General features: G+C 59.8%; 24 protein-coding genes. 11 read left to right on the forward strand and 13 right to left on the reverse strand.

What is annotated here, in order from left to right; translation table 11 throughout:
• The first annotated feature begins 130 nt into the window (after positions 1–130).
• Complete coding sequence (asd, locus tag GTP69_RS22915) at positions 131–976, forward strand: archaetidylserine decarboxylase (protein ID WP_161057029.1); 846 nt, start codon at positions 131–133, stop codon at positions 974–976.
• Here asd and GTP69_RS22920 read toward each other — a convergent pair whose 3' ends face one another.
• A complete protein-coding gene (locus tag GTP69_RS22920) occupies positions 977–1,888 on the reverse strand; it encodes a LysR family transcriptional regulator (RefSeq protein ID WP_161057030.1) in 912 nt (303 codons plus the stop codon). It abuts the gene before it with no gap.
• A 117-nt stretch (positions 1,889–2,005) separates the two neighbouring features.
• On the opposite strand from GTP69_RS22920, the gene GTP69_RS22925 reads away from it, so the two are divergent.
• Entirely contained in the window at positions 2,006–2,605 is a 600-nt protein-coding gene (locus GTP69_RS22925) for an FMN-dependent NADH-azoreductase (protein WP_161057031.1), read from the forward strand.
• A 24-nt stretch (positions 2,606–2,629) separates the two neighbouring features.
• Positions 2,630–3,511 (forward strand): pirin family protein, encoded by an 882-nt coding sequence (locus tag GTP69_RS22930; RefSeq protein ID WP_161057032.1) that lies wholly within the window; start codon positions 2,630–2,632, stop codon positions 3,509–3,511.
• Between the two features lie 106 nt (positions 3,512–3,617).
• On the opposite strand, the gene GTP69_RS22935 is transcribed toward GTP69_RS22930, so the two are convergent.
• Together GTP69_RS22935 and GTP69_RS22940 are read right to left on the reverse strand one after the other, a co-directional pair.
• Positions 3,618–4,334, reverse strand: coding sequence for an alpha/beta fold hydrolase (locus GTP69_RS22935; RefSeq protein WP_161057033.1), 717 nt, complete (start codon positions 4,332–4,334; stop codon positions 3,618–3,620).
• Positions 4,335–4,387: 53 nt separating this feature from the next.
• The gene (locus GTP69_RS22940; RefSeq protein WP_161057034.1) at positions 4,388–4,642 is read right to left on the reverse strand and encodes a hypothetical protein; all 255 of its coding nucleotides are present in this window, start codon (positions 4,640–4,642) and stop codon (positions 4,388–4,390) included.
• 141 nt (positions 4,643–4,783) lie between these two features.
• Between GTP69_RS22940 and GTP69_RS22945 the strand changes: the two genes are divergently transcribed.
• Positions 4,784–5,251 carry a hypothetical protein gene (locus GTP69_RS22945; protein WP_161057035.1) on the forward strand — a complete coding sequence of 156 codons (468 nt, stop codon included), beginning with the start codon at positions 4,784–4,786 and terminating at the stop codon, positions 5,249–5,251.
• Here GTP69_RS22945 and GTP69_RS22950 read toward each other — a convergent pair.
• Together GTP69_RS22950 and GTP69_RS22955 are read right to left on the reverse strand one after the other, a co-directional pair.
• Positions 5,248–5,535: a hypothetical protein gene (locus tag GTP69_RS22950; protein ID WP_161057036.1), complete on the reverse strand. Its 288-nt coding sequence runs from the start codon at positions 5,533–5,535 to the stop codon at positions 5,248–5,250. The genes GTP69_RS22945 and GTP69_RS22950 overlap by 4 nt on opposite strands.
• Positions 5,536–5,537: 2 nt before the next feature.
• A complete protein-coding gene (locus tag GTP69_RS22955) occupies positions 5,538–6,161 on the reverse strand; it encodes a glycoside hydrolase domain-containing protein (protein ID WP_161057037.1) in 624 nt (207 codons plus the stop codon).
• 171 nt (positions 6,162–6,332) lie between these two features.
• Here GTP69_RS22955 and GTP69_RS22960 point away from each other — a divergent pair, with 171 nt between their 5' ends.
• The 3 genes from GTP69_RS22960 (at position 6,333) to GTP69_RS22970 (ending at position 11,013) form a co-directional block, all read left to right on the forward strand.
• Entirely contained in the window at positions 6,333–9,608 is a 3,276-nt protein-coding gene (locus GTP69_RS22960; protein ID WP_161057038.1) for an nSTAND1 domain-containing NTPase, read from the forward strand.
• Positions 9,605–9,976 carry a DP-EP family protein gene (locus GTP69_RS22965; RefSeq protein ID WP_161057039.1) on the forward strand — a complete coding sequence of 124 codons (372 nt, stop codon included), beginning with the start codon at positions 9,605–9,607 and terminating at the stop codon, positions 9,974–9,976. The genes GTP69_RS22960 and GTP69_RS22965 overlap by 4 nt, the downstream gene beginning before the upstream one ends.
• 77 nt (positions 9,977–10,053) lie before the next feature.
• A complete protein-coding gene (locus GTP69_RS22970) occupies positions 10,054–11,013 on the forward strand; it encodes a M14 family metallopeptidase (RefSeq protein WP_161057040.1) in 960 nt (319 codons plus the stop codon).
• Here GTP69_RS22970 and sugE read toward each other — a convergent pair.
• A complete protein-coding gene (gene sugE, locus GTP69_RS22975; protein ID WP_161057041.1) occupies positions 11,010–11,327 on the reverse strand; it encodes a quaternary ammonium compound efflux SMR transporter SugE in 318 nt (105 codons plus the stop codon). The two genes, GTP69_RS22970 and sugE, sit on opposite strands and share 4 nt — an antisense overlap.
• Positions 11,328–11,535: 208 nt before the next feature.
• Here sugE and GTP69_RS22980 point away from each other — a divergent pair, with 208 nt between their 5' ends.
• Together GTP69_RS22980 and trbK are read left to right on the forward strand one after the other, a co-directional pair.
• The gene (locus GTP69_RS22980) at positions 11,536–11,895 is read left to right on the forward strand and encodes a DUF1304 domain-containing protein (RefSeq protein WP_161057042.1); all 360 of its coding nucleotides are present in this window, start codon (positions 11,536–11,538) and stop codon (positions 11,893–11,895) included.
• Positions 11,896–11,903: 8 nt separating this feature from the next.
• Positions 11,904–12,095, forward strand: a complete 192-nt coding sequence (gene trbK / locus GTP69_RS22985) for an entry exclusion lipoprotein TrbK (protein WP_161057043.1) — start codon at positions 11,904–11,906, stop codon at positions 12,093–12,095.
• Between the two features lie 2 nt (positions 12,096–12,097).
• On the opposite strand, the gene GTP69_RS22990 is transcribed toward trbK, so the two are convergent.
• Complete coding sequence (locus tag GTP69_RS22990) at positions 12,098–13,114, reverse strand: hypothetical protein (protein WP_161057044.1); 1,017 nt, start codon at positions 13,112–13,114, stop codon at positions 12,098–12,100.
• Between the two features lie 127 nt (positions 13,115–13,241).
• Here GTP69_RS22990 and GTP69_RS22995 point away from each other — a divergent pair, with 127 nt between their 5' ends.
• Together GTP69_RS22995 and GTP69_RS23000 are read left to right on the forward strand one after the other, a co-directional pair.
• Complete coding sequence (locus GTP69_RS22995; protein WP_161057045.1) at positions 13,242–13,532, forward strand: ArsR/SmtB family transcription factor; 291 nt, start codon at positions 13,242–13,244, stop codon at positions 13,530–13,532.
• Positions 13,533–13,542: 10 nt separating this feature from the next.
• Entirely contained in the window at positions 13,543–14,595 is a 1,053-nt protein-coding gene (locus tag GTP69_RS23000; protein ID WP_161057046.1) for an alkene reductase, read from the forward strand.
• Between the two features lie 3 nt (positions 14,596–14,598).
• Here the strand turns inward: GTP69_RS23000 and GTP69_RS23005 are convergent, their stop codons facing one another.
• The 6 genes from GTP69_RS23005 to GTP69_RS31440 form a co-directional block, all read right to left on the reverse strand.
• Entirely contained in the window at positions 14,599–15,552 is a 954-nt protein-coding gene (locus tag GTP69_RS23005; RefSeq protein ID WP_161057047.1) for an MBL fold metallo-hydrolase, read from the reverse strand.
• Between the two features lie 64 nt (positions 15,553–15,616).
• Positions 15,617–16,684: an acetate kinase gene (locus GTP69_RS23010; protein WP_161057048.1), complete on the reverse strand. Its 1,068-nt coding sequence runs from the start codon at positions 16,682–16,684 to the stop codon at positions 15,617–15,619.
• 18 nt (positions 16,685–16,702) lie between these two features.
• Positions 16,703–17,182: a hypothetical protein gene (locus GTP69_RS23015; RefSeq protein WP_161057049.1), complete on the reverse strand. Its 480-nt coding sequence runs from the start codon at positions 17,180–17,182 to the stop codon at positions 16,703–16,705.
• A gap of 13 nt (positions 17,183–17,195) precedes the next feature.
• On the reverse strand, positions 17,196–17,870 hold the full coding sequence (locus tag GTP69_RS23020; RefSeq protein WP_161057050.1) for a C39 family peptidase: 675 nt from the start codon (positions 17,868–17,870) through the stop codon (positions 17,196–17,198).
• A complete protein-coding gene (locus tag GTP69_RS23025; RefSeq protein ID WP_229261109.1) occupies positions 17,867–18,271 on the reverse strand; it encodes a hypothetical protein in 405 nt (134 codons plus the stop codon). The genes GTP69_RS23020 and GTP69_RS23025 overlap by 4 nt, the downstream gene beginning before the upstream one ends.
• Positions 18,272–18,326: 55 nt before the next feature.
• Positions 18,327–18,664 (reverse strand): FtsW/RodA/SpoVE family cell cycle protein (locus GTP69_RS31440; RefSeq protein WP_229261110.1); only part of this gene is annotated, 338 nt, incomplete at its 5' end.

Genomic DNA, 18,664 nt, shown 5'->3' on the forward strand with positions numbered 1-18,664 from the left:
AGTATTTAGCAATAGAACATCCTGTTTAGCGAAATTTCATAAACAGCCATGCGGAAAAAGATAACTCCGGGGTCAGCCCGCCAATCAGGGCGCTATAATGCGCGATCGTTATTGTTATGGATCTGCCACCGTGTCCGACCGTTTAGCCGTTTTGCCGCAATACCTGCTTCCCAAGGGAGCGCTGACTAATTTCGCCGGCCGCGTCGCCGGGGCGAAGGGTGGCGCGTACACAACCCGCCTGATTCGCTGGTTTGTCGGCAAGTACAACGTCAACATGAGCGAAGCGGCCAATCCGGATATCGCCAGCTACCAGACATTCAACGAGTTCTTCACTCGCGCGCTGCGCCCAGGCGCCCGCCCGCTGGCCGAGGCCGCCTACGTCTGCCCCGTCGATGGCCGCATCAGCCAGTTCGGCGATATCGAGGACGACCAGATTTTCCAGGCCAAGGGCCACAAATTCAGCACCACCGCGCTGGTCGGCGGCGACGCCCAGCTGGCCGCGCAGTTCCAGCACGGCAGCTTCGCCAATCTGTACCTGAGCCCGCGCGACTACCACCGCATCCACATGCCGCTCGACGGCAAGCTGACCCGCATGATCTATGTGCCGGGCGAGCTGTTCTCGGTCAACCCGACCACCGCGCGCGGCATTCCCGGCCTGTTCGCCCGCAATGAGCGCGTGGTGTGCGTGTTCGACACCGCCCACGGCCCGTTCGTGATGACGCTGGTTGGCGCCACCATCGTCGGCAGCATGGCGACCGTCTGGCACGGCGTGGTCAATCCGCCGCGCTTGCCGCAAGTGACCGAATGGAAATACGACGACCAGAACATCGTGCTGAAAAAAGGCGATGAGCTGGGCCGCTTCCTGCTCGGTTCCACCGTGGTGATGCTGTTCCAGAAAGACGTGCTGAAGTTCAATCCCGCCTGGCAGCCGGCCGGCCCGGTGCAGCTGGGCGAAGAAATGGCCCAGCTGAAGTAATCACACCCCGCTCGGCGCGGCGCTGTCAAAGGCCGCCTGCAGCATATCGATGAAGACCCGGGTCTTGGCCGGCATCAGCCGCCGTCCCGGGAACACCGCCCAGCCCGTCACCTGCGGGAACGACCACTCCGGCAACACCCGCACCAGCTCCCCGCGCTGCAAATACGGCCGCGCCACCGCCTCGGTCGACGAGCCGATGCCGATACCGGTGGCCGCCATGCGCACCAGCAGTTCCGGCGAATTGGCCAGCAGCCGCACCGGCAAGTCGCGCGACCATTCAGTTTTGCCGCGCGTCAGATTCCAGCGGATCAGCCCATGCACGCGCGGCGGCAAGCTCAACAAATCATGCTTATATAAGTCATCGGGATGCTCCGGCAGACCGCGCAGATTGGTATAGCGCGGCGAGGCGTACAATGCCCACGAGCTGAACGTGATGCGGCGCGCCGCCAGCGTGGCGTCGTCCGGCAGCGTGCCCATGCGAATGGCCACGTCAAACCCTTCCGCCACCAGATCGACCCGGCGCGGGGATAAATCCAGCTCCAGCGAAATGGCCGGGTAGCGGTCCATGAACTGGGCCAGCACCGCCCCTACCGCCACATTGGCGAAGTCAGCCGGCATCGACACCCGCAGCAAACCGCTCGGCGCCACCTGCCGGTGCTGCGCCAGCGCACCGGCCGCCTCGGTCTCGTCGGCGACTTTTTGCGCATGTTCCAGCAGGCTGGCGCCGAATTCAGTCAGCACCAGCTTGCGCGTGGTGCGCTGGAGCAGCCGCTCGCCAAGTTTGCCTTCCAGCAGCGTGATGCGGCGCGAGACCGTCGATTTCGGCAGTTGCACGCGTTCCGCCGCCAGGCTGAAGCTGCCGCATTCCACAATACGGGCGAATAGCAGCAGGTCGCCAGGGTCGATTTCCATTGGATTGTTCCATCAGTGGATTAATGTTATCCATTTTAACGGCTTCCGGATGGAATTTGAAACGGTTAAAGTTACTCCATCGACGCAGCACTCAACCAAACATCAAGGAGCAACACCATGAACATCCTGCAAATTAACTCCAGCGCCCGCAGCACCGGTTCCGAATCCACCCGTCTGGCTGATGCACTGGTCGCAAAACTCAGCGCCGCCAACCCAGGCGCCGCCGTCACCCGCCGCGATCTGGCTGCCCAGCCTCACCCTGTGCTGGACGAAGTTGCCCTGCAAGCCCTGTTCACCCCGGCCGACCAGCGCAACGCCGACCAGGCCGCCCGCGTGGCGCTGGACGACGCCCTGATTGCCCAGGCACAAGCAGCGGACGTGATCGTCATCGGTGCGCCGACCTACAACTTCGGCATCACCGCGCAATTGAAAACCTGGTTCGACGCGATTGCCCGCGCCGGCGTGACCTTTAAATACGGCCCAACCGGCCCAGTCGGCCTGCTGACCGGCAAAAAAGTCTACGTCGCCCTGTCGCGTGGTGGCATTCACCGCGACGGCCCGACCGACACCCAGCTGGCACACTTGAAAATGTTCCTGAGCTTCGTCGGCCTGACCGATGTGCAGTACGTATTCGCCGAAGGTCTGGGCATGGGTCCAGAAGCTGTGGCCAAAGCACAAGCCCAGGCAGACGCAGAAATCAACGCCATCCTGGCCTAAAGAGTATTCACAATGGAGAACGCCATGACTGATCAAGTAACGCATCACGTAACTGCAGCACGCAGTGTTGAACGCATCATCCAGGGCCAGGCCGTCATGGACGGCGCGGGCGTGAAGATCAACCGTGTGCTGACTCAAACCCTGCAACGCCGCCTCGATCCGTTCCTGATGCTGGACAACTTTGGCAGCGACAAGGCCAACGATTACATCGCCGGTTTCCCAAGCCACCCGCACCGCGGCTTTGAAACCGTCACGTATATGATCGAAGGCCGCATGCGCCACAAAGACAGCGCCGGCAACGAAGGCCTGCTGACCAACGGCGGCGTGCAGTGGATGACCGCCGGCCGCGGCGTGATCCACTCGGAAATGCCGGAGCAGGAAGACGGCGTGATGGAAGGCTTCCAGCTGTGGCTGAACCTGCCTGCCAAGGACAAGATGCGCGCACCGTGGTATCGCGACTTCAACGGCGCCGACGTGCCGGTGTTTGAAACGGCCGCAGGCGCCAAGGTCAAGGTCATTGCCGGCCGCAGCCATGGGGTGGACGGCGCGGTGCAACGCGAAGTCACCGAGCCGCTGTACATTGACGTCGACCTGCCGGCCGGCGCCACGTTCGAGCAGCAGCTGCCGGAAGGCCATAACGCCTTCGTCTTTACCTACCGTGGTTCGGTGACGATCGACGGCAAGGCAGTGGCGACCGGCCGCATGGCGATTTTGGCCAATACCAAAGGCACAGATGGCGTGACCATCACCGCCGGCGAAGCCAGCCGCTTCATCCTGATCGCCGGCCAGCCGTTGAACGAGCCGATCGCGCAATACGGCCCGTTCGTGATGAACACGCAAGCCGAGCTGCACGCCGCCGTCGATGACTTCCGCGCCGGCAAACTGGGCGAAGAAGCCCAGGTGTAACAGTTACAACAGTCACCAGGCGCGGCCACCCGCGCCTGGGACTGCCGAATCTGGCCATGGCAATTACCTTAAGCGTATGCGCAAGGCCGCTTCTGGCCAGATTCCATCACCTAAAGCCAGAAGCAATTGCCTGAAATATTTCACGGATGATCTCTTCTCCCGAGCCACTTGCCATCGCAACGTGGTCGGCACGTTCGCTTATATGCCAGGTTACTGAGGGACACTTGGCAAGCATTTCCTGGACGCTTTCTATTGGAGCGTTGGCGTCGGAAGTGCTTTGATAAACGATAACTGGTGTCGACACGTGTAAATCTTGTCGTGGAAGCTCATCGAAGTAGACGATGAAGTCTCCCCAAGCGCCATGGCTAAGGTCAGCAGCTAGACCCCATTGGCGAGTCATCTCCGTCCAGGCTTCATAATCTCTCAGTGTGAATGCTTTTAATACGTCAAGGGTCGGCGGTGACGAAACAAGTTCCACAAAGATTTCAGGCATCCCCATCGACGCGAGGAGCGTACACGTAGCTACGATTTCCGGAGCGACCTTTGCCAGATTAAACGCAAACGGACCGCCGCCGCTTCCTCCCATGACATGCACAGAAGATACGCCAAAATCTCGTAAGTAATTAAGCAGCGGCATTGACACGGCATTGAACGACGGTTCGACCTCCTGGTTGTCATACCAAGGACGTGTCGGGCAAATCAACCTAATATCCATCTCTCGTGCCAGAGTATCCAGGCCTGCAAATGTATCTCCTTTCTGGGGAGTACCACCAAAAAAAACCAGGGGAATACCCGACCTGTTCCCATACTCGAAGATATTCATTTCGCTCCAGCCTACGACGCCATTTAGGAAAAGCATTTTATCTGTTGTGGTACCTAAGATCGTGGCAATTCTGTTTTCGCAGGATGCCGAGCTATCCTTAACTGCTTTGGCTCAAGATCCGGGTGGGCTTTATGAATCGGAACCATCAGTTTGATATACAACTCCGCCATGATTTTCGCCACTTCCTCCCTATATTTTAAAAATTCGGCTTCGGGACAGTTGTCCAACACTACACGGATAGATGTATTGAATTTTTCACTCGCCACATCGAGGAGGGCCAACACTTCTCGGGCAACGTCTTTTTCCATAAATATTTCCTTTATTTCGGCGCCAGCTCCGTTACCGAGAACTCTTCGTCAACGGTTTCCTTGCAGTAGCGGGTTACAATCAAATTATTGACAGGATAACACTGCTGCGAAGACCTTTTCCCACCCTGCTAAAATGCCGCCATGATCCCCATTCTGATGACATGGCTGCGCCGCCTGAGCCACCTGCTCGGCTTCGAGACGGCCGACTCCTTCCCGCCCGGCCACCCGTACGAACGCACGCGCTGGAACGGCGCCTATTTCGACATCGCCTCCGACGTCAAGCCGGACCAGATCGAAAACCGCCTGTGCGAAGCGATCAGCAACACGCCGCTGGTGTTCGGCTACATCACCAATCCGACGCCGCGCATGCAGCGGGCGCTGCTGGCGGTGCTGGAAGAGCGAATGCGCAACAATCGCGGCCGCGCCACCGAACTGGCCGCGCTGCTGGTCACCACCTACGACGAAAACTCGCTCATAACCGAAGTCATCCCCGGCCTGCGCGACGCCATTATCGCCACCCGCCACGAAGACATGGGCGCCCGCGCGCGCGCCGTCATGGCCTTCCTCAGCTCGACCCAGTCGCCATTCGACGTGATCGACATGCACTAGGCGGACACGGCCATCGTCAGCACGCTGTTGGACAAGGTCAGCACCGCCGTGCACTCGGCCGGAATCGCCACATTCTGGCTGTGGCAGGAATAAAAGTCGGTCACGCCCAGGCGAATATGGTCGATGGCGGCGCTGACGCCGTTGCTGATGGTGTACGCCCCCAGCACCAGATCCGGCGCGGTGACGAATTTCAGCGTCACATCCTGCCCGGTATTGTTAAGGAACACCGTCTTGGACGGTTTGACGGTCTTGCGCGATGGGGTCTCCGTGAAGCAAATATTCATATTCATAACACCCGGAACAGGCCAGCCGGACGCTCTGCGTGGTTGCACGCTATACCCACGCTAATGCGCTGGCCGTCATCCACCCGCAGCATCGCGCCGTCCAGCTGCTTCAGGCTGTAACCGGCGTAGTCTGCCTCCTCGTCCGCCAGCCAGCTGAGGGTGGCCAGCCCGCCCGCCATCATTGCCGCACAGCAGGCGGCGGAGCCATAGACGCCAACCTGATACTGGCGCTCGGCCGCCGAGGCCGCGTGGAACGCCTGGTTCACGCCCTCAAAATAGCGGGTGACCGGGCCGGTGATTTCGGCCGCGTCCGGATCGAAATTGACCGCGAAGTACACCGCCGAGCCTGACGGCTGGGTAATCACCGACTGCGCCATCAAATAGGCGGCCGCGCCGTCGGCACACCCTTGCGCCCGGCTGAAATAACTCAGGTGCGCGTCCGGGGTTTCCCACACCGCCCCGATCTGGATGCCGGCGTCGGTCAGCGCGCGCGCCTCGGCCAACGACAAGCTCTTGCCCGCCTGATGGGTGTAATGGCGGATGGCAAAATCGATCCCCTGTTGCTTGATTGCTATTGCGTACTGCGTCAGTTCAAACGGTGCTTTCACGCCGGTTAAAACAGTCATGGACTCTCCGTGGGGCTGTATAAAACTTCGGTAACTATTTCTTTCGAGATAATGTTAATATCCAGATGTAATGACTTTAGGCAACTTACTGCAAGATGGCCTTCTGAAAACCTTCCGGGTTCCAAGTCATTGATTTCACAGCGTTAATCGAAGAGCAAAGAAGGTTGGATTGTGAACCACAAGAGTTTCCGTTTTGGTGAATGGCGGGTTGATCCGGCCACGAATACGCTCAGTTGCGGTGTGTTAAACCGGCAACTGGAGCCGCGCGCAATGGATGTGCTGTTGTACTTATGCCGCCATCCGCATGTGGTCGTTTCGGCCGAAACGCTGCTGGATGCGTGCTGGGGCAACGTCTCACCGAGCGACAACGCCATCCATAAAATCATCACCCAGCTGCGCCGCGCGCTGGACGATTCCGCCACCGAACCGCGTTACATCGAAACCATCCGCAAGCGCGGCTACCGCCTGCTGGCCGAACTCAGCTATGACGATGAAGTCAGCCAGGGCAGCTGGCTGCACGCCTCGCCGTTCCGCGGCCTGGAAGCATTTGAAGAACAACATGCGGCCATCTTCTTCGGCCGCAAACTGAGCGTCGACCAGCTGGTGCAAGTGGTGGTGGCGCAAGCCCAAGCCGCCTGCGCAATGGTGCTGGTGTTGGGTCCGTCCGGCGCTGGCAAGACCTCGCTGGTGCAGGCCGGCCTGATCCCGGCGCTGAAAGCCGGCGCCGCCCCGGCCGAGTCGGGCATCGCCATCAGCAGCCACGTCCAGCTCGATTGTGCCGACATGGGCCAGTCCGGCCTGCTGGAAACCCTGGCCAGCGTACTGCTGGATGCCGAAATCGGCGAGCGGCTGCTGTTTGAAAACACCAGCGCCGCCGCCCTCGCCCAGCGCCTGGCCCAAGATCTGCCGGGCCTGATCGAGCAATTGCAGGCGCGCCTGCCGGCCATCCAGCTGCTGCTGTTCATCGACCGCTTTGAAGCCGTGTTCCGTTTGCCACATATCAGCGATGTTGACCGTGCCGTCTTCATCAACGTGCTGGACCAGCTGGCGCGCTCCGGCACCATGCAACTGGTGCTGGCCTGCCGCAACGACTTCTACCCGCACCTGGCGTCCTATCCGGCGCTGATGAATCTAAAACTGAGCGGCGGCCACTACGACCTGACGCCGCCCGGCAGCGCCGACATCGCCCAGATCGTCCGCCACCCGGCGCAAGTGGCGCAACTGCGCTATACCGTCGACGACAAGGGCGAGGGTCTGGACGACGTACTGTGTCACGCCGCCCGCTCCGGCCCGGACAGCCTGCCGCTGCTGCAATACTGCCTGCAAGAGCTGTACCGTCAGCGCACGCCAGATGGCGAACTGACGCATTCGGCCTTCCACGCCATGGGCGGTCTGGAAGGCGCGATCGGCGCCCGTGCCGAGCAAGTGATTTCCGCGCTGGGTGCGGCCCAGATCGCCGCCCTGCCCCATGTGCTGTCGCAACTGGTGCTGGTGGCTGAGGATGAATCGACCGTCAGTTCGCGCCGCGTGCCATGGTCGGCGCTGCGTAATGATGCCGAAAACAAGCTGGTGCAGGCGCTGGTAGACGCTCACCTGTTCGTCAGCGACCTTCAAGGCGGTGCGCCAACCTTCGGCATCGCCCACGAAGCCCTGCTGCGCCGCTGGCCGCGCGTGGTGGCGTGGATCGAAGAACACCGCCAGGCACTGCAAATCCGCAGCCGCATCAGCGCGCAAGCCAACCGCTGGCAAGACAGCGGCCGCAAGCGCGACATGCTGTTGCCGTCGGGCACCCAGACCAATCAGGCGCGCCAACTGCTGGCCACCAGCGGCTTCGGCCTCACGTCGCAAGAACAAAGATTCGTGCAAGCATCGTTGCAAAGCGAACGTCGCGCCGAGCGCATGCGGATGGCAATCATGATCGTAGTCACCAGCCTGGCACTGTTAGCCGGCGGTCTTGGCCTCGCCGCCCGCTCAGCTCAAACCCAAGCCGAAGCGCACCGGGCAGAAGCTGAAGGATTAATGGGTTATATGTTAGGCGAATTCGTCGATAAACTACGTCCCCTTGGCAAGTTGGATCTTCTCGACAGTGTTAGCAATCGCGCCTTAACTTATCTATCTGACAAAACCAAGTCCGATGATAGTGAAGCAACTCTAGCGCAGCGCGCCAAATCACTGCAATTGATTTCCGAAGTAAAAATTGCACGTGCTGATCCAGTCGGAGCTAACACAGCATTACTTGCAGGTCGCGAGATATTACTTAAGCAACTTCAACGTAACCCATCAAATATTTCCTCGCTCAAAAGTGCAGGAGAAAATGCATTCTGGCTTGGCCGCATCCATTTAGATAGTAAAGAGTGGGATCAAGCGCAACAATACTTCGAAGAATACAGCAAATTTAGCAACAGACTGGCTGTCGCAGCCCCATCCAGCATCGAAGGAATTGTGGAGCAATCATATGCTCATAATAGTTTAGGAAGCCTGGCGCTTCAGCGCGGTGATGTATCCAACGCTGCAAGGCAATTTGGTCTTTCCGTTGACCTAAAAAACCGCGCCCATCAACGCTCTCCCGAAGACAAACGGCTCACAGCAGACTTTGCAGACAGTATTTCTTGGCTTGGCACGGCTCAAATTCAGCTTGGCCAGCTCAAGAGCGCTGAGTCTCTGTTTGCCCGCGAAGTTGAACTTCTTAAGACGTTGCATGAAGACAATCCAAGTGATGTGCTTTGGTCTAAACGACTTTCATCAGCCTGGCAACATCAGGCCGATATCAAAAGAGCCTTAGGAGACACCCATAACGCGATTGAAAGCCTTGATCGTGCGCACGATTTGCTCGAAAAGATAGTTGAAAAAGATTCTAGTAACCGAGTTTGGCAGCGAAATCTATATGTTGCAAAAATGAAAATTTTCGATTTGCGGGGAAAAGAAACCAGTACACAAAGTGCACTTACGCGATTAGATCAACTAGACCAGAAACTTGCCGACCTAAGTAAGTTAGAGCCTAAAAAATTGAACTTGCAGATGATGATTGCTGGAAGTACACACTTCCGTGCGGCTATCGAACTTGCTGAAGGACGCGCCACTGATGCAGCCATCACGTTGCGCCCTGCGCTAATTGCTTTACACCAAATACATGAAACTGCACCGGCAGATAAAAGCTTACGCAACGCGTTGCTCGATGCTCTACTTCTAGATGCAGACATTAATTTCGCACAGCAGGAACCACAAACTGCAAAACGCAGTTGCGGCGAAGCAGAGCGGCTGCTCATACCTCTAATGAAGGGTAGTTCCGATCCTTATTTACTAGCTCCCTGGTTAAAAACCAACATTTGCCTAGGGCAATATGAGGCTGCATCTATAGCAAAGAAAAAACTTGAATCGATGAATTTTAAAGATCCTGCGTATCTTCAATATCTTTCCACCCACCTACTAAAGAAAGCGATCTTATGACTCAACTCGTCCCTCCAATTACTCTTCAAAATGTGCTGGTTTGGGTCAAACCAAACCCGGAAAAAGAGGGTAAATATATTGTGGTAACCGAACCGCAAGCGCCGGTGATCAAGGATCAAGATACCATTATTAATTATCAAATTGTTGACACTGCTGGTCTGCCGATTATTTTCAAAGGCATGACGGTATCCCCCAAAGATAATGGCCAGTTTAGCGAAGAAAGCATCAGTGTAGATGGTCGACTCCTTACGTTTAGCGACGTCAACACCGTTAAGATGACGCTCAACATCAAACTTCACTTCGAAGAAAAAGGTAAAGGCGAGTTCTCACACGATCCACAGGTTGAGAACGATCCAGAAATTCACTGATGACAATCTTTAGGCCTTTATAATGCCTTTCGCGTACCGGCATATTGCCGGTACCAATACACTGACATAACTGTGTGATGATTTACTCTTATCAGCAGCAATTCAAATCGATCACATACAATGGCATTAATCAGAGTATTCGACTTATCGTTACAGGCGCTGTACATGGCGATGAAACTTGCGGCGTCAAAGCAATCCAGCGCGTAATTCGAGAACTCGATAGTGGCCTGCACCTTATAAGATACGGTAGCGTTACATTTGCGCCCGTAGTGAATCCACTTGCCCATGCCAAAGGCAGGCGGAATGGTGACCGTAATCTCAATCGTAATCTATTCCCAAATCCCAATCCCAAAGACTTTGAGGACCATGTGGCCAACTGGCTATGCCCTCTTCTAGGTCAGCATGACGTGCTGCTGGATCTGCATTCGTTCAATGCGGCGAGCGAGCCGTTTGTGATGGTCGGGCCGCGCAATAATGATGGGCCGTTGGAGCCTTTCAAGCAAGAGCAGCAAGAGCGTGCGTTGGCCAAGCGGTTGGGCGTGCGCCGGTTTGTTGATGGGTGGTTGCGGACTTATTGCGATGGTGTGCAGCGGCGCCTGAGCGGTAGCAATGAGCTACAGACCGCACTGCGCTATGGCATGGGTACTACCGAATACATGCGCTCGGTCGGCGGCTATGCGCTGACGCTGGAGTGCGGCCAGCACGATGATCCGCAAGCACCTGACGTGGCGTATCGCGCCATTTTGAATACGCTGGCGTTCCTCGGCATGATTGATGCCCCTGAGCCTGAACCGGTGGCACCGGAGCAGATGGAGGCGCTCAGCATGGTCGCCGTCTACGATAAACAACACGCTGACGATACCTTCAGCCGCAACTGGTCCAGTTTCGACCCGGTTAAACAAGGCGAGGAAATCGGCCGGCGCGCCGATGGTACGCCGGTGCTGGCGGAGTTTGACGGCCGCATTCTGTTCCCGGACGCGGCCGCCGAAGCCAACAGCGAATGGTATTACCTCACCCGCCCTAACCCTGCGTTTTAAGCGTTGGAGATTTTCAGGCCGATGATGCCGCCGACAATCATGGCGATGCACGTCAGCCGCATCGTGCTGGCCGGCTCGTTCAGCATGACGATGCCGTAGATCACCGTGCCGACCGTGCCAATGCCGGTCCAGATCGCGTACGCGGTCCCCAGCGGCAAAGTGCGCAGCGCCAGGCCCAGCATGCCGACACTGCCGGCCATCGCGGCCAAGGTCAAGACGGACGGCACCAGTTTGGTAAAGCCTTCGGTGTATTTGAGACCGACCGCCCACACCACTTCCAGCAGGCCGGCCAAAATGAGAATAATCCAGGTCATGACAAACTCCTCGTTGCGGCCAGGTCGTCCAGGCCAAGTGAAACGCCGCAACGGGCGTCGTGCTTCCGGTCCAAGGCGGGGTCGTCCCCACAGAAACACAAGAGCCAGAACTATAGCATTGCCACAAAATTGGTGCCTAGCCTCTAGCCGTCAACGCCATGCGCAGGCGATAATGTTCCTTCAACATTGATAAGAACAAGGAGCCTCCATGCATTTAGCCGCCCAGATCGTCACCGCCTTGGTGGCGCTGATCCATGTGTACATCGTGCTGCTGGAAACCGTGCTGTTCAATTCGCGCGGCCGCCGGGTCTTCGGTCTCAGCAAGGAGAAGGCCGAGATCGTCCAACCGGCGATGTCCAATCAGGGCTGCTATAACGGTTTCCTGGTCGCGGCGCTGGTGGTGGGCTTGCTGCATCCAGATGCGGCGATTGCGTCGGCCTTCACCGTGTTCGGCCTGGTGTGCGTGGCGGTGGCTGGTGTGTGGGGTGGCGTGACGGTCAAGCGTTCGATCCTGCTGATTCAAACCCTGCCGGCCGTCATCGGTCTGGCCCTGCACTTCGCGGCCTGAGCATGCAGATGAAATTAAACACGGTCTTGCTGGCCGTGGCCGCTGTGGCGCTGGTGGTGACCGGCTACAAGGAGATGAACCGCAAGCCGCAAGTGCACGCCGTCAACGACGATGCGTGCACGCAGCAAGCAATCAAGGGCATCGACAACATTACCGAGCGGGCGATTCAGTCGTCCAAGTGCGCGCAGCGAGGCAAGTAGGTCTATTTACGCAGGCTCGGCAAGGTGACGACCGCTGAGGGTGCTGCCGTCGTCTCGGTTGCCGGCTTGGCGCCGGTGCCGCGCAGCGCCAGCAGCCAGCCTACGCCTTCAAACCAGAACGGCGAACCGAGCGAGGCGGCGAACGCGGTGGCGATCCAGCCGATGAGCGCGAACAGCAGCGCCATCGTGATCGGGCCGAAGCCTTTCACGCCTTCAAAGCGCGCGGATGGCCAGCCGATCGGCAGCTTTTGCACTTCCTCCGCTTGCGCCTTGGCTTGCTTGGCCTGGGCGACGCCGGATGCTGGATCGGTTGGCAGTCCCGGCGGCACGGGCGGTTTGGCGTCTTCCGCCTTTTGAATCAATTGCGTCGTCAGCGCCGCATCACTCCACAGGCGCTGCGCCAATTGCAGTGCGTCGATGTTCATCACGACCGCATACACCAGCCCCACCAGAAACAGCACGAACTGTGAGCGCCGCTTGTACCAGCCGCTGATGCGGTCCATCACCGTGTCGTACCAGATGCGCATGGCGTTTTCCAGCGCCGCCGCATCGTCCGGTCCTTCGCCCATGATGGCCAGCAGCGTTTTAGTCAGGCCTTCGTTGCCGATGCTGTTCAGCAGTGCGGCGGCGGTCTTGCCATTGCCGTATTTGGCCGTCAGCGTCGAGACGAAAGCCCGCGCAAAGATCGCCGAGGGGATGTAGGACGGCATGCGTCCCTGCTGCGCCATGCCGGTGATCAGCGGATGCCGCATCACTTCGGCCGTCAGCGATTGCGATCCCAGTTTCTCCAGCCCGAAGCCGCCGCGCAGCCGTAGCAGCCGCAGGATGGATGGCCCGATGCCGCGCAGGCGCGGCTTGGCGGCCGATTCGTGCAGCAAGGTCAGCACGCCATCCAGCAGCACTTTGGCGCGCGTCTGGAACAGCGACGCGATCGCTTCGCGCGTGGCGCTGCACAGCAGGCTCACGGCCAGAAAAGTGTAGGACAGCCCTACCGCCACATCCAGATAATGACTCGACATGTCAGCCTCGTTAGATTTACAACAACGTTCCCATAACATAAAGGATTTTTCGGCCGCCAGCACGTTTTTCTTTTATATCGTAAGATCACGATATTGAAATCGGAAAAACACGATACATATAGCCATCATGGACATCGACTCTATCCACAAAGCCCTCGCCAACCCGATGCGGCGCCAGATCCTGGCGTGGCTGAAGGAACCCGAGATATTTTTTGCCGAGCAACAGCACCCGCTGTCCTTGGGCGTCTGCGCCGGCATGATCGACCGTCGTGCCGGGCTATCGCAATCGACCATGTCGGCCCACCTGGCCGTGCTGGTCAAGGCCGGGCTGGTGACGTCGCAGCGCGTCGGCCAGTGGAATTATTTCAAACGCGATGAGGCGCTGATTCAAGCCTTCATCGATCAAATGCAACTATAGGAAACGCATCATGCCAACTCTGTTCGATCCGATCACCATCGGCGATATCACGCTGAAAAACCGTATCATCATGGCACCGCTGACCCGTTCGCGCGCCTCCGAAGGCCGCGTGCCGAACGCGCTGATGGCCAAGTATTACGAGCAACGCGCCACCGCCGGCCTGATCCTGAGCGAGGCGACCGCCGTTACGCCACACGGCGTCGGCTATGCCGATACGCCAGGCCTGTGGTCGGATGAACAGGTGGAAGGCTGGAAGCAGATCACTGCTGCCGTGCACGCCAAGGGCGGCGTGATCTTCGCCCAGCTGTGGCATGTGGGCCGCATTTCGGATCCAAGCTTCCTGAACGGTGAGCCGCCAGTGGCGCCAAGCGCGATTGCGGCCAATGGCCACGTCAGCCTGCTGCGTCCGCAACGTCCTTACCCAGTGCCGCGCGCATTGGAAACCGACGAGCTGGCCGGCATCGTGGCCGCCTACAAGAATGCGGCCGAGAACGCCAAGAAGGCTGGCTTTGACGGCGTGGAAATCCACGGCGCCAACGGCTACCTGCTGGACCAGTTCCTGCAAAGTAAAACCAATCTGCGCACCGACAACTACGGCGGTTCGGTCGAGAACCGCGCCCGTCTGATGTTGGAAGTGACCGATGCCGCGATCGCTGTGTGGGGCGCCAACCGCGTCGGCATGCACTTGGCGCCGCGCCGCGATTCGCACGACATGGGCGACGCCAACCCGGCCGAGACCTTCGGCTACGTGGCGCGCGAGCTGGGCAAGCGCAAGATCGCATTCATCTTCACCCGTGAAGCGCTGGGCGAAGACAGCCTGTCGCCGCTGATGAAGCAGGAATTCGGCGGCGTGTTCATCGCCAATGAGAAGATGGACAAGGTCGTGGCGCAGGAGCTGCTGGACAGCGGCAAGGCTGACGCCATCGCTTTCGGCAAGGATTACATCTCCAATCCGGACCTGGTGGAGCGCCTGCAAGCCAATGAGCCGCTGAACAAGTGGAATGCCGATACGTTCTACGCAGTCGGCGCCACCGGTTACACCGACTACCCTGCCCTGGCCTGATGCTTAACGCGGCTGCGTGTAAGTGACTGGCACAAACACGTAGCCGCTCTTGCCATTGGCGCGCACATGCCCCAGCCCGGGGAATGACAGGTGGGCGGCGCCGATCAGGTAGCCTTCCTTGGCAGCACCGGCAAAGGCTTCCTTGCGTTCCGAGGTCGCCACTTTGCTGTCGCTGTCGAACGAGATGCCGACGCCCGGATCGTCAAACTGCACCGCCTGCACGTGCAGCAAATCTCCCAGCAACACCAGCTTCTGCCCTTTGCTCTCCACCACATACGTAATGTGGCCCGGCGTATGGCCGCCGTTGAAGTACGATTTAATCCCCGGCACCAGCTCGCTGTTCGCCACGATAGGCTGGAACTTGCCCGCCTTGACGTAAGGGTTGATCGACACCATCGGCCCCTGGAAATTATCCTTGGCCTCGCCCGACGCCTTGTCCAGATTGGCCGGATTCAGGTAATAGTCCGCATCCAGCTTGCCGGCGCGAACGATCGCATTCGGAAACACGCGCTGTTCGTTGGACGCCAGCCCGCCCACGTGATCGCCATGCATATGGGTGATGTAGATCTCATCGACCTGCTCCGGCTTGTAGCCGGACGCCTTCAAATTGCCCAGCAGTTGTCCCAGTGTTGGACCGAACAGGCTGGCCGCGCCGGTGTCGATCAGCACCAGCTTGCTGCCGGTATTGATCAGGAAGCCATTGACCGAGGTCTGCAGCGGCACTTTCTGGAACGACTTGGCCAGCGCGGCATTGGTCTTCTCCGGCGGCTGCTTCAGCAGCTTGTCGACCGGCAGGTCCAGCGTGCCATCGTTGAGCACGGTCACCTCGAAGTCGCCCAGCGTGGTGCGATAAAAGCCCGGCGCCTGGAAGCGCGCCATCGGTGCGGCCGCCTGGACTGCCGTGGTGGCGACCAGCGCCGCAATCACGGCCAAAGGTTTCAGAATACGCGTGGACATGGCTCCCCTTGTTTTGAAAAATTGTCAGGAGCACTACAATACATCAGATCCATGCGGAGCACGATTAGAAAGTGAACGGCAGCCGCAGCGACAACTGCACATCCGGCGTATCGCGCGTCAGGCCAGCGCCGACCGCGATGTTGAGGGTACGCTTGTCGTTGATGCGGTACGAAAAGCCCAGCAGCAGCGTGCCCAGCTGGGTACGCACCGAACCCTGCACCGGCACGCCGTTCTGCTTCGTGCGCGCGATCGAGCTGTGGTCGTAGCCAAAGCTGATCAGCGCCCGCTCGTTCAAGGCCAGTCCCAGGCCGAAGTTAAAGCCCAGCACATCGCCCGGCGCCACCGTGCCGAGCGGCTCCCACTCGCCGTTCAGCACCTTGCGATTCAGGCCGCTGCGCTTGAAATTCTTCAGGTAGCTGACGCTGCCGAACAGGATGGCCGGGTCGCTGGGATACAGCCAGGTCAAACTCGGCTGCAGCGCGTAAAAACCGGAGCCGGTCGGCAGTTCCAGCGGCAGGCCGGTACCGGTGGCGTTCGGCCCGACGCAGCGCTGGCTGCAATCGGTCACCACGCTGAATGGATCGGTGCCGGTGCGCGACTTGACGCGCAGGCCGGCCACATAATACGGGCGGTCGGCGCCGCCGTCGTTCAACTGGTAGCGCAAGGCCAGCTCGGCATCGCCGACGCCGCGTCCGCTCGTCTCGAAGACGCGGTCGACGCCGGTGCCGGTGAAGATCTCGCGGCTGACGGTGGAGTCGCTGCGGTACACATACGGCACTTTCAACTCCAGTTCGGCGCGATTGCTCAGGCCGTAGCGGGCGGTCAATGCGCCGGTGCTGGTGTTGCGCTTGACCTCACGCACGTCCACCAGCCCGATCAGCAGCGCCGGAATGATGGTGTAGCCGACCAGCACCACGCGGTTGCTGGACGAGTAGCCGAATTGCAGCGACGGCTCCAGCACCAGCTTGCCGCGTGGCGTCAACACACCGGGCTGCTCGAACAGCGGCGCCACCGCCGGCGGCCGTCCATCCTCGGCGGGCGCTGTCCCTACCGGATTTTGCGCCTGTGCCGCCGCGCCGCTACACACCAAGATCGCCAGTACGCTGGCCCGCCGTTTCGCACTTGCACGCATCGCCGCTCCTCAAGTTGGTTACTTGACGACCGCTGCGCTCAAGGCATCCCGCAAACTGCTTTCGAAATTGGCTGCCTTGAGCATGGCCAGATTGCTGACGGTGGTGGAAATCGTCGTCTGGCTGCGTATCGCCTGATCGTTGACGCTGTTCTGTATCAACAGCGCCCCCAGTCCCTGCATGGCCTGCGGCGCGGCCAGGTTGCCGGCGCCGTTCTGGACCACCACGGCGCCCAGCGCATCGCTGGCCATCGCGGCTTCCGCAGCACTCAACTGTGTCATATCGGCGATGGAAAAATGGGTACTGGCTACAACACTGCCATTGATCGAAACCAAACGTTCGACACCTAGCGATACCAGCAAACCATCGCCCAGCGAAAAGCCGCCGCGCACCTGGGCCAGTTCGCCATCGTCGACGGCGTCCCAGCCGTCGGTGGCATCGGTGGCGCCGGCGCCGCCGGCCAGTAGCGCGATTACCAGGGGCAATGAGCGGATACGCATGGCCGCCTCCTTATCAGTAATTGCCGCTGCCGTTCTTGGGCAGTGTCAGGTCGGTCAAACTGCCGCGATTGATGGCGGCGTCCAGCGGCGCTTGTGGCGCAACGTGCCACTCCGCCGGCTGGTTGAAATGCGGCTGGCCGGTCCAGTTGTGGATCACGAACAGCAGCCGGTCCGGCCACATGGCGTCGAAGGCGTCGCGGCGCACCGCGCGCGTGCCGCCGGACGGATCGCCGATCAGCACGCGCTGCGGGTCCATGCCCTTGACCACGACAAAGTGCATATAGCCGTTCTCGACAATGCGGACGATGGCGGGAAAGCGCGCCTCGGCCAGCTTGTCCAGCGGCTGCCGGTAGCCATCGGCAATAAATCCGCGCTGCGCCAGGTAGCGCTTCATGTCCAGCAGCGAAAAACCTTCGCGCTGGATGGTCGGCTGGTCGCCTTGCGCGTACATGGCCGCAAACACCTGTTCCTCCGTCACCGGCGTGTCGTAGTGGTAGCTGAGCAGCGTCGCCACGGCCGCCGAGCCGCAACTGAAGTCGTGCTGCTGGCGTACCGTCGAGCGGAAACGTGCTTCCTTCAGGCTGGTCACGGGCAGCGCAAAGCCGGCGCCGCCGATGCCGGGCAGGTCCGCCGCCGCAGCGGGGCCGGCGCTCACTGCGGCCAACAACAAAATAGTCAGGGTTTTCATTGCATCTGGATGTTGATGATGGTGGCGTTCTGTATCAGCACATTGGCGCCGGAATTCTGTATCGCCACCGGCAAGCCGGAAGCGTTGCTGAAGGAACCGCTGCTGATGGCATTGGCTCCGGTGACGACGTTGACCGCCGCGTTGCCGCTGACGGCGCCGTCCAACTGCATGGCATTGTTGACCGTATCGGCGCCGCCGCGCAGCCGCGCCAGCCGCGCGGCCGGCGTCGGCATGGCGTCGAAGCCGGGCGGGTCGGCCAGCGTGACGGCCACCTCCGGCACCAGCGGCGCCAGCATGACGGCCGGCGGCGCCTCCACCTCGGTCAGCGGCCCGGCGCCGGCATGGCAACAGGCCGCGCACGCCAGCAGCATCCAAGCGTTTTTTCCTGGTATTTGCATCATGTCTCCTTCTCTCGACAACAGCGGGGCACGCCATACCGCGCGCCCCGCATCCTGCTTAGCGGCCTACCGCCAGATTGGACTGGACATTCACGCTTTGCTGCACCAGCGAGGCGATGCCGCTATTCTGCGACGCCACCATGATGCCGGCGGCCGACTGGCCGACGCTGGTCATCGTATTGGACATGTTGAAGGTGCCGGCATTGACGGCGATGCTGCCGCCCGCACCGCCAGTGCCGCCCATGCCGGCGCCGCCAGTGGCCGCGCCACCGGTGTTGGTGCCGCCGTAACTCATGAACGGCAGCGGTACGCCCACCACCGGAATGATGCCGCTCACCATGCCCATGTTGACGAAGGCGTAGGTAAAGTAAATCATGGTGATGGCGCCGGCCAGCA

The sequence above is a fragment of the Duganella levis genome, from assembly GCF_009857605.1.
Lineage (GTDB): Bacteria > Pseudomonadota > Gammaproteobacteria > Burkholderiales > Burkholderiaceae_D > Rugamonas > Rugamonas levis.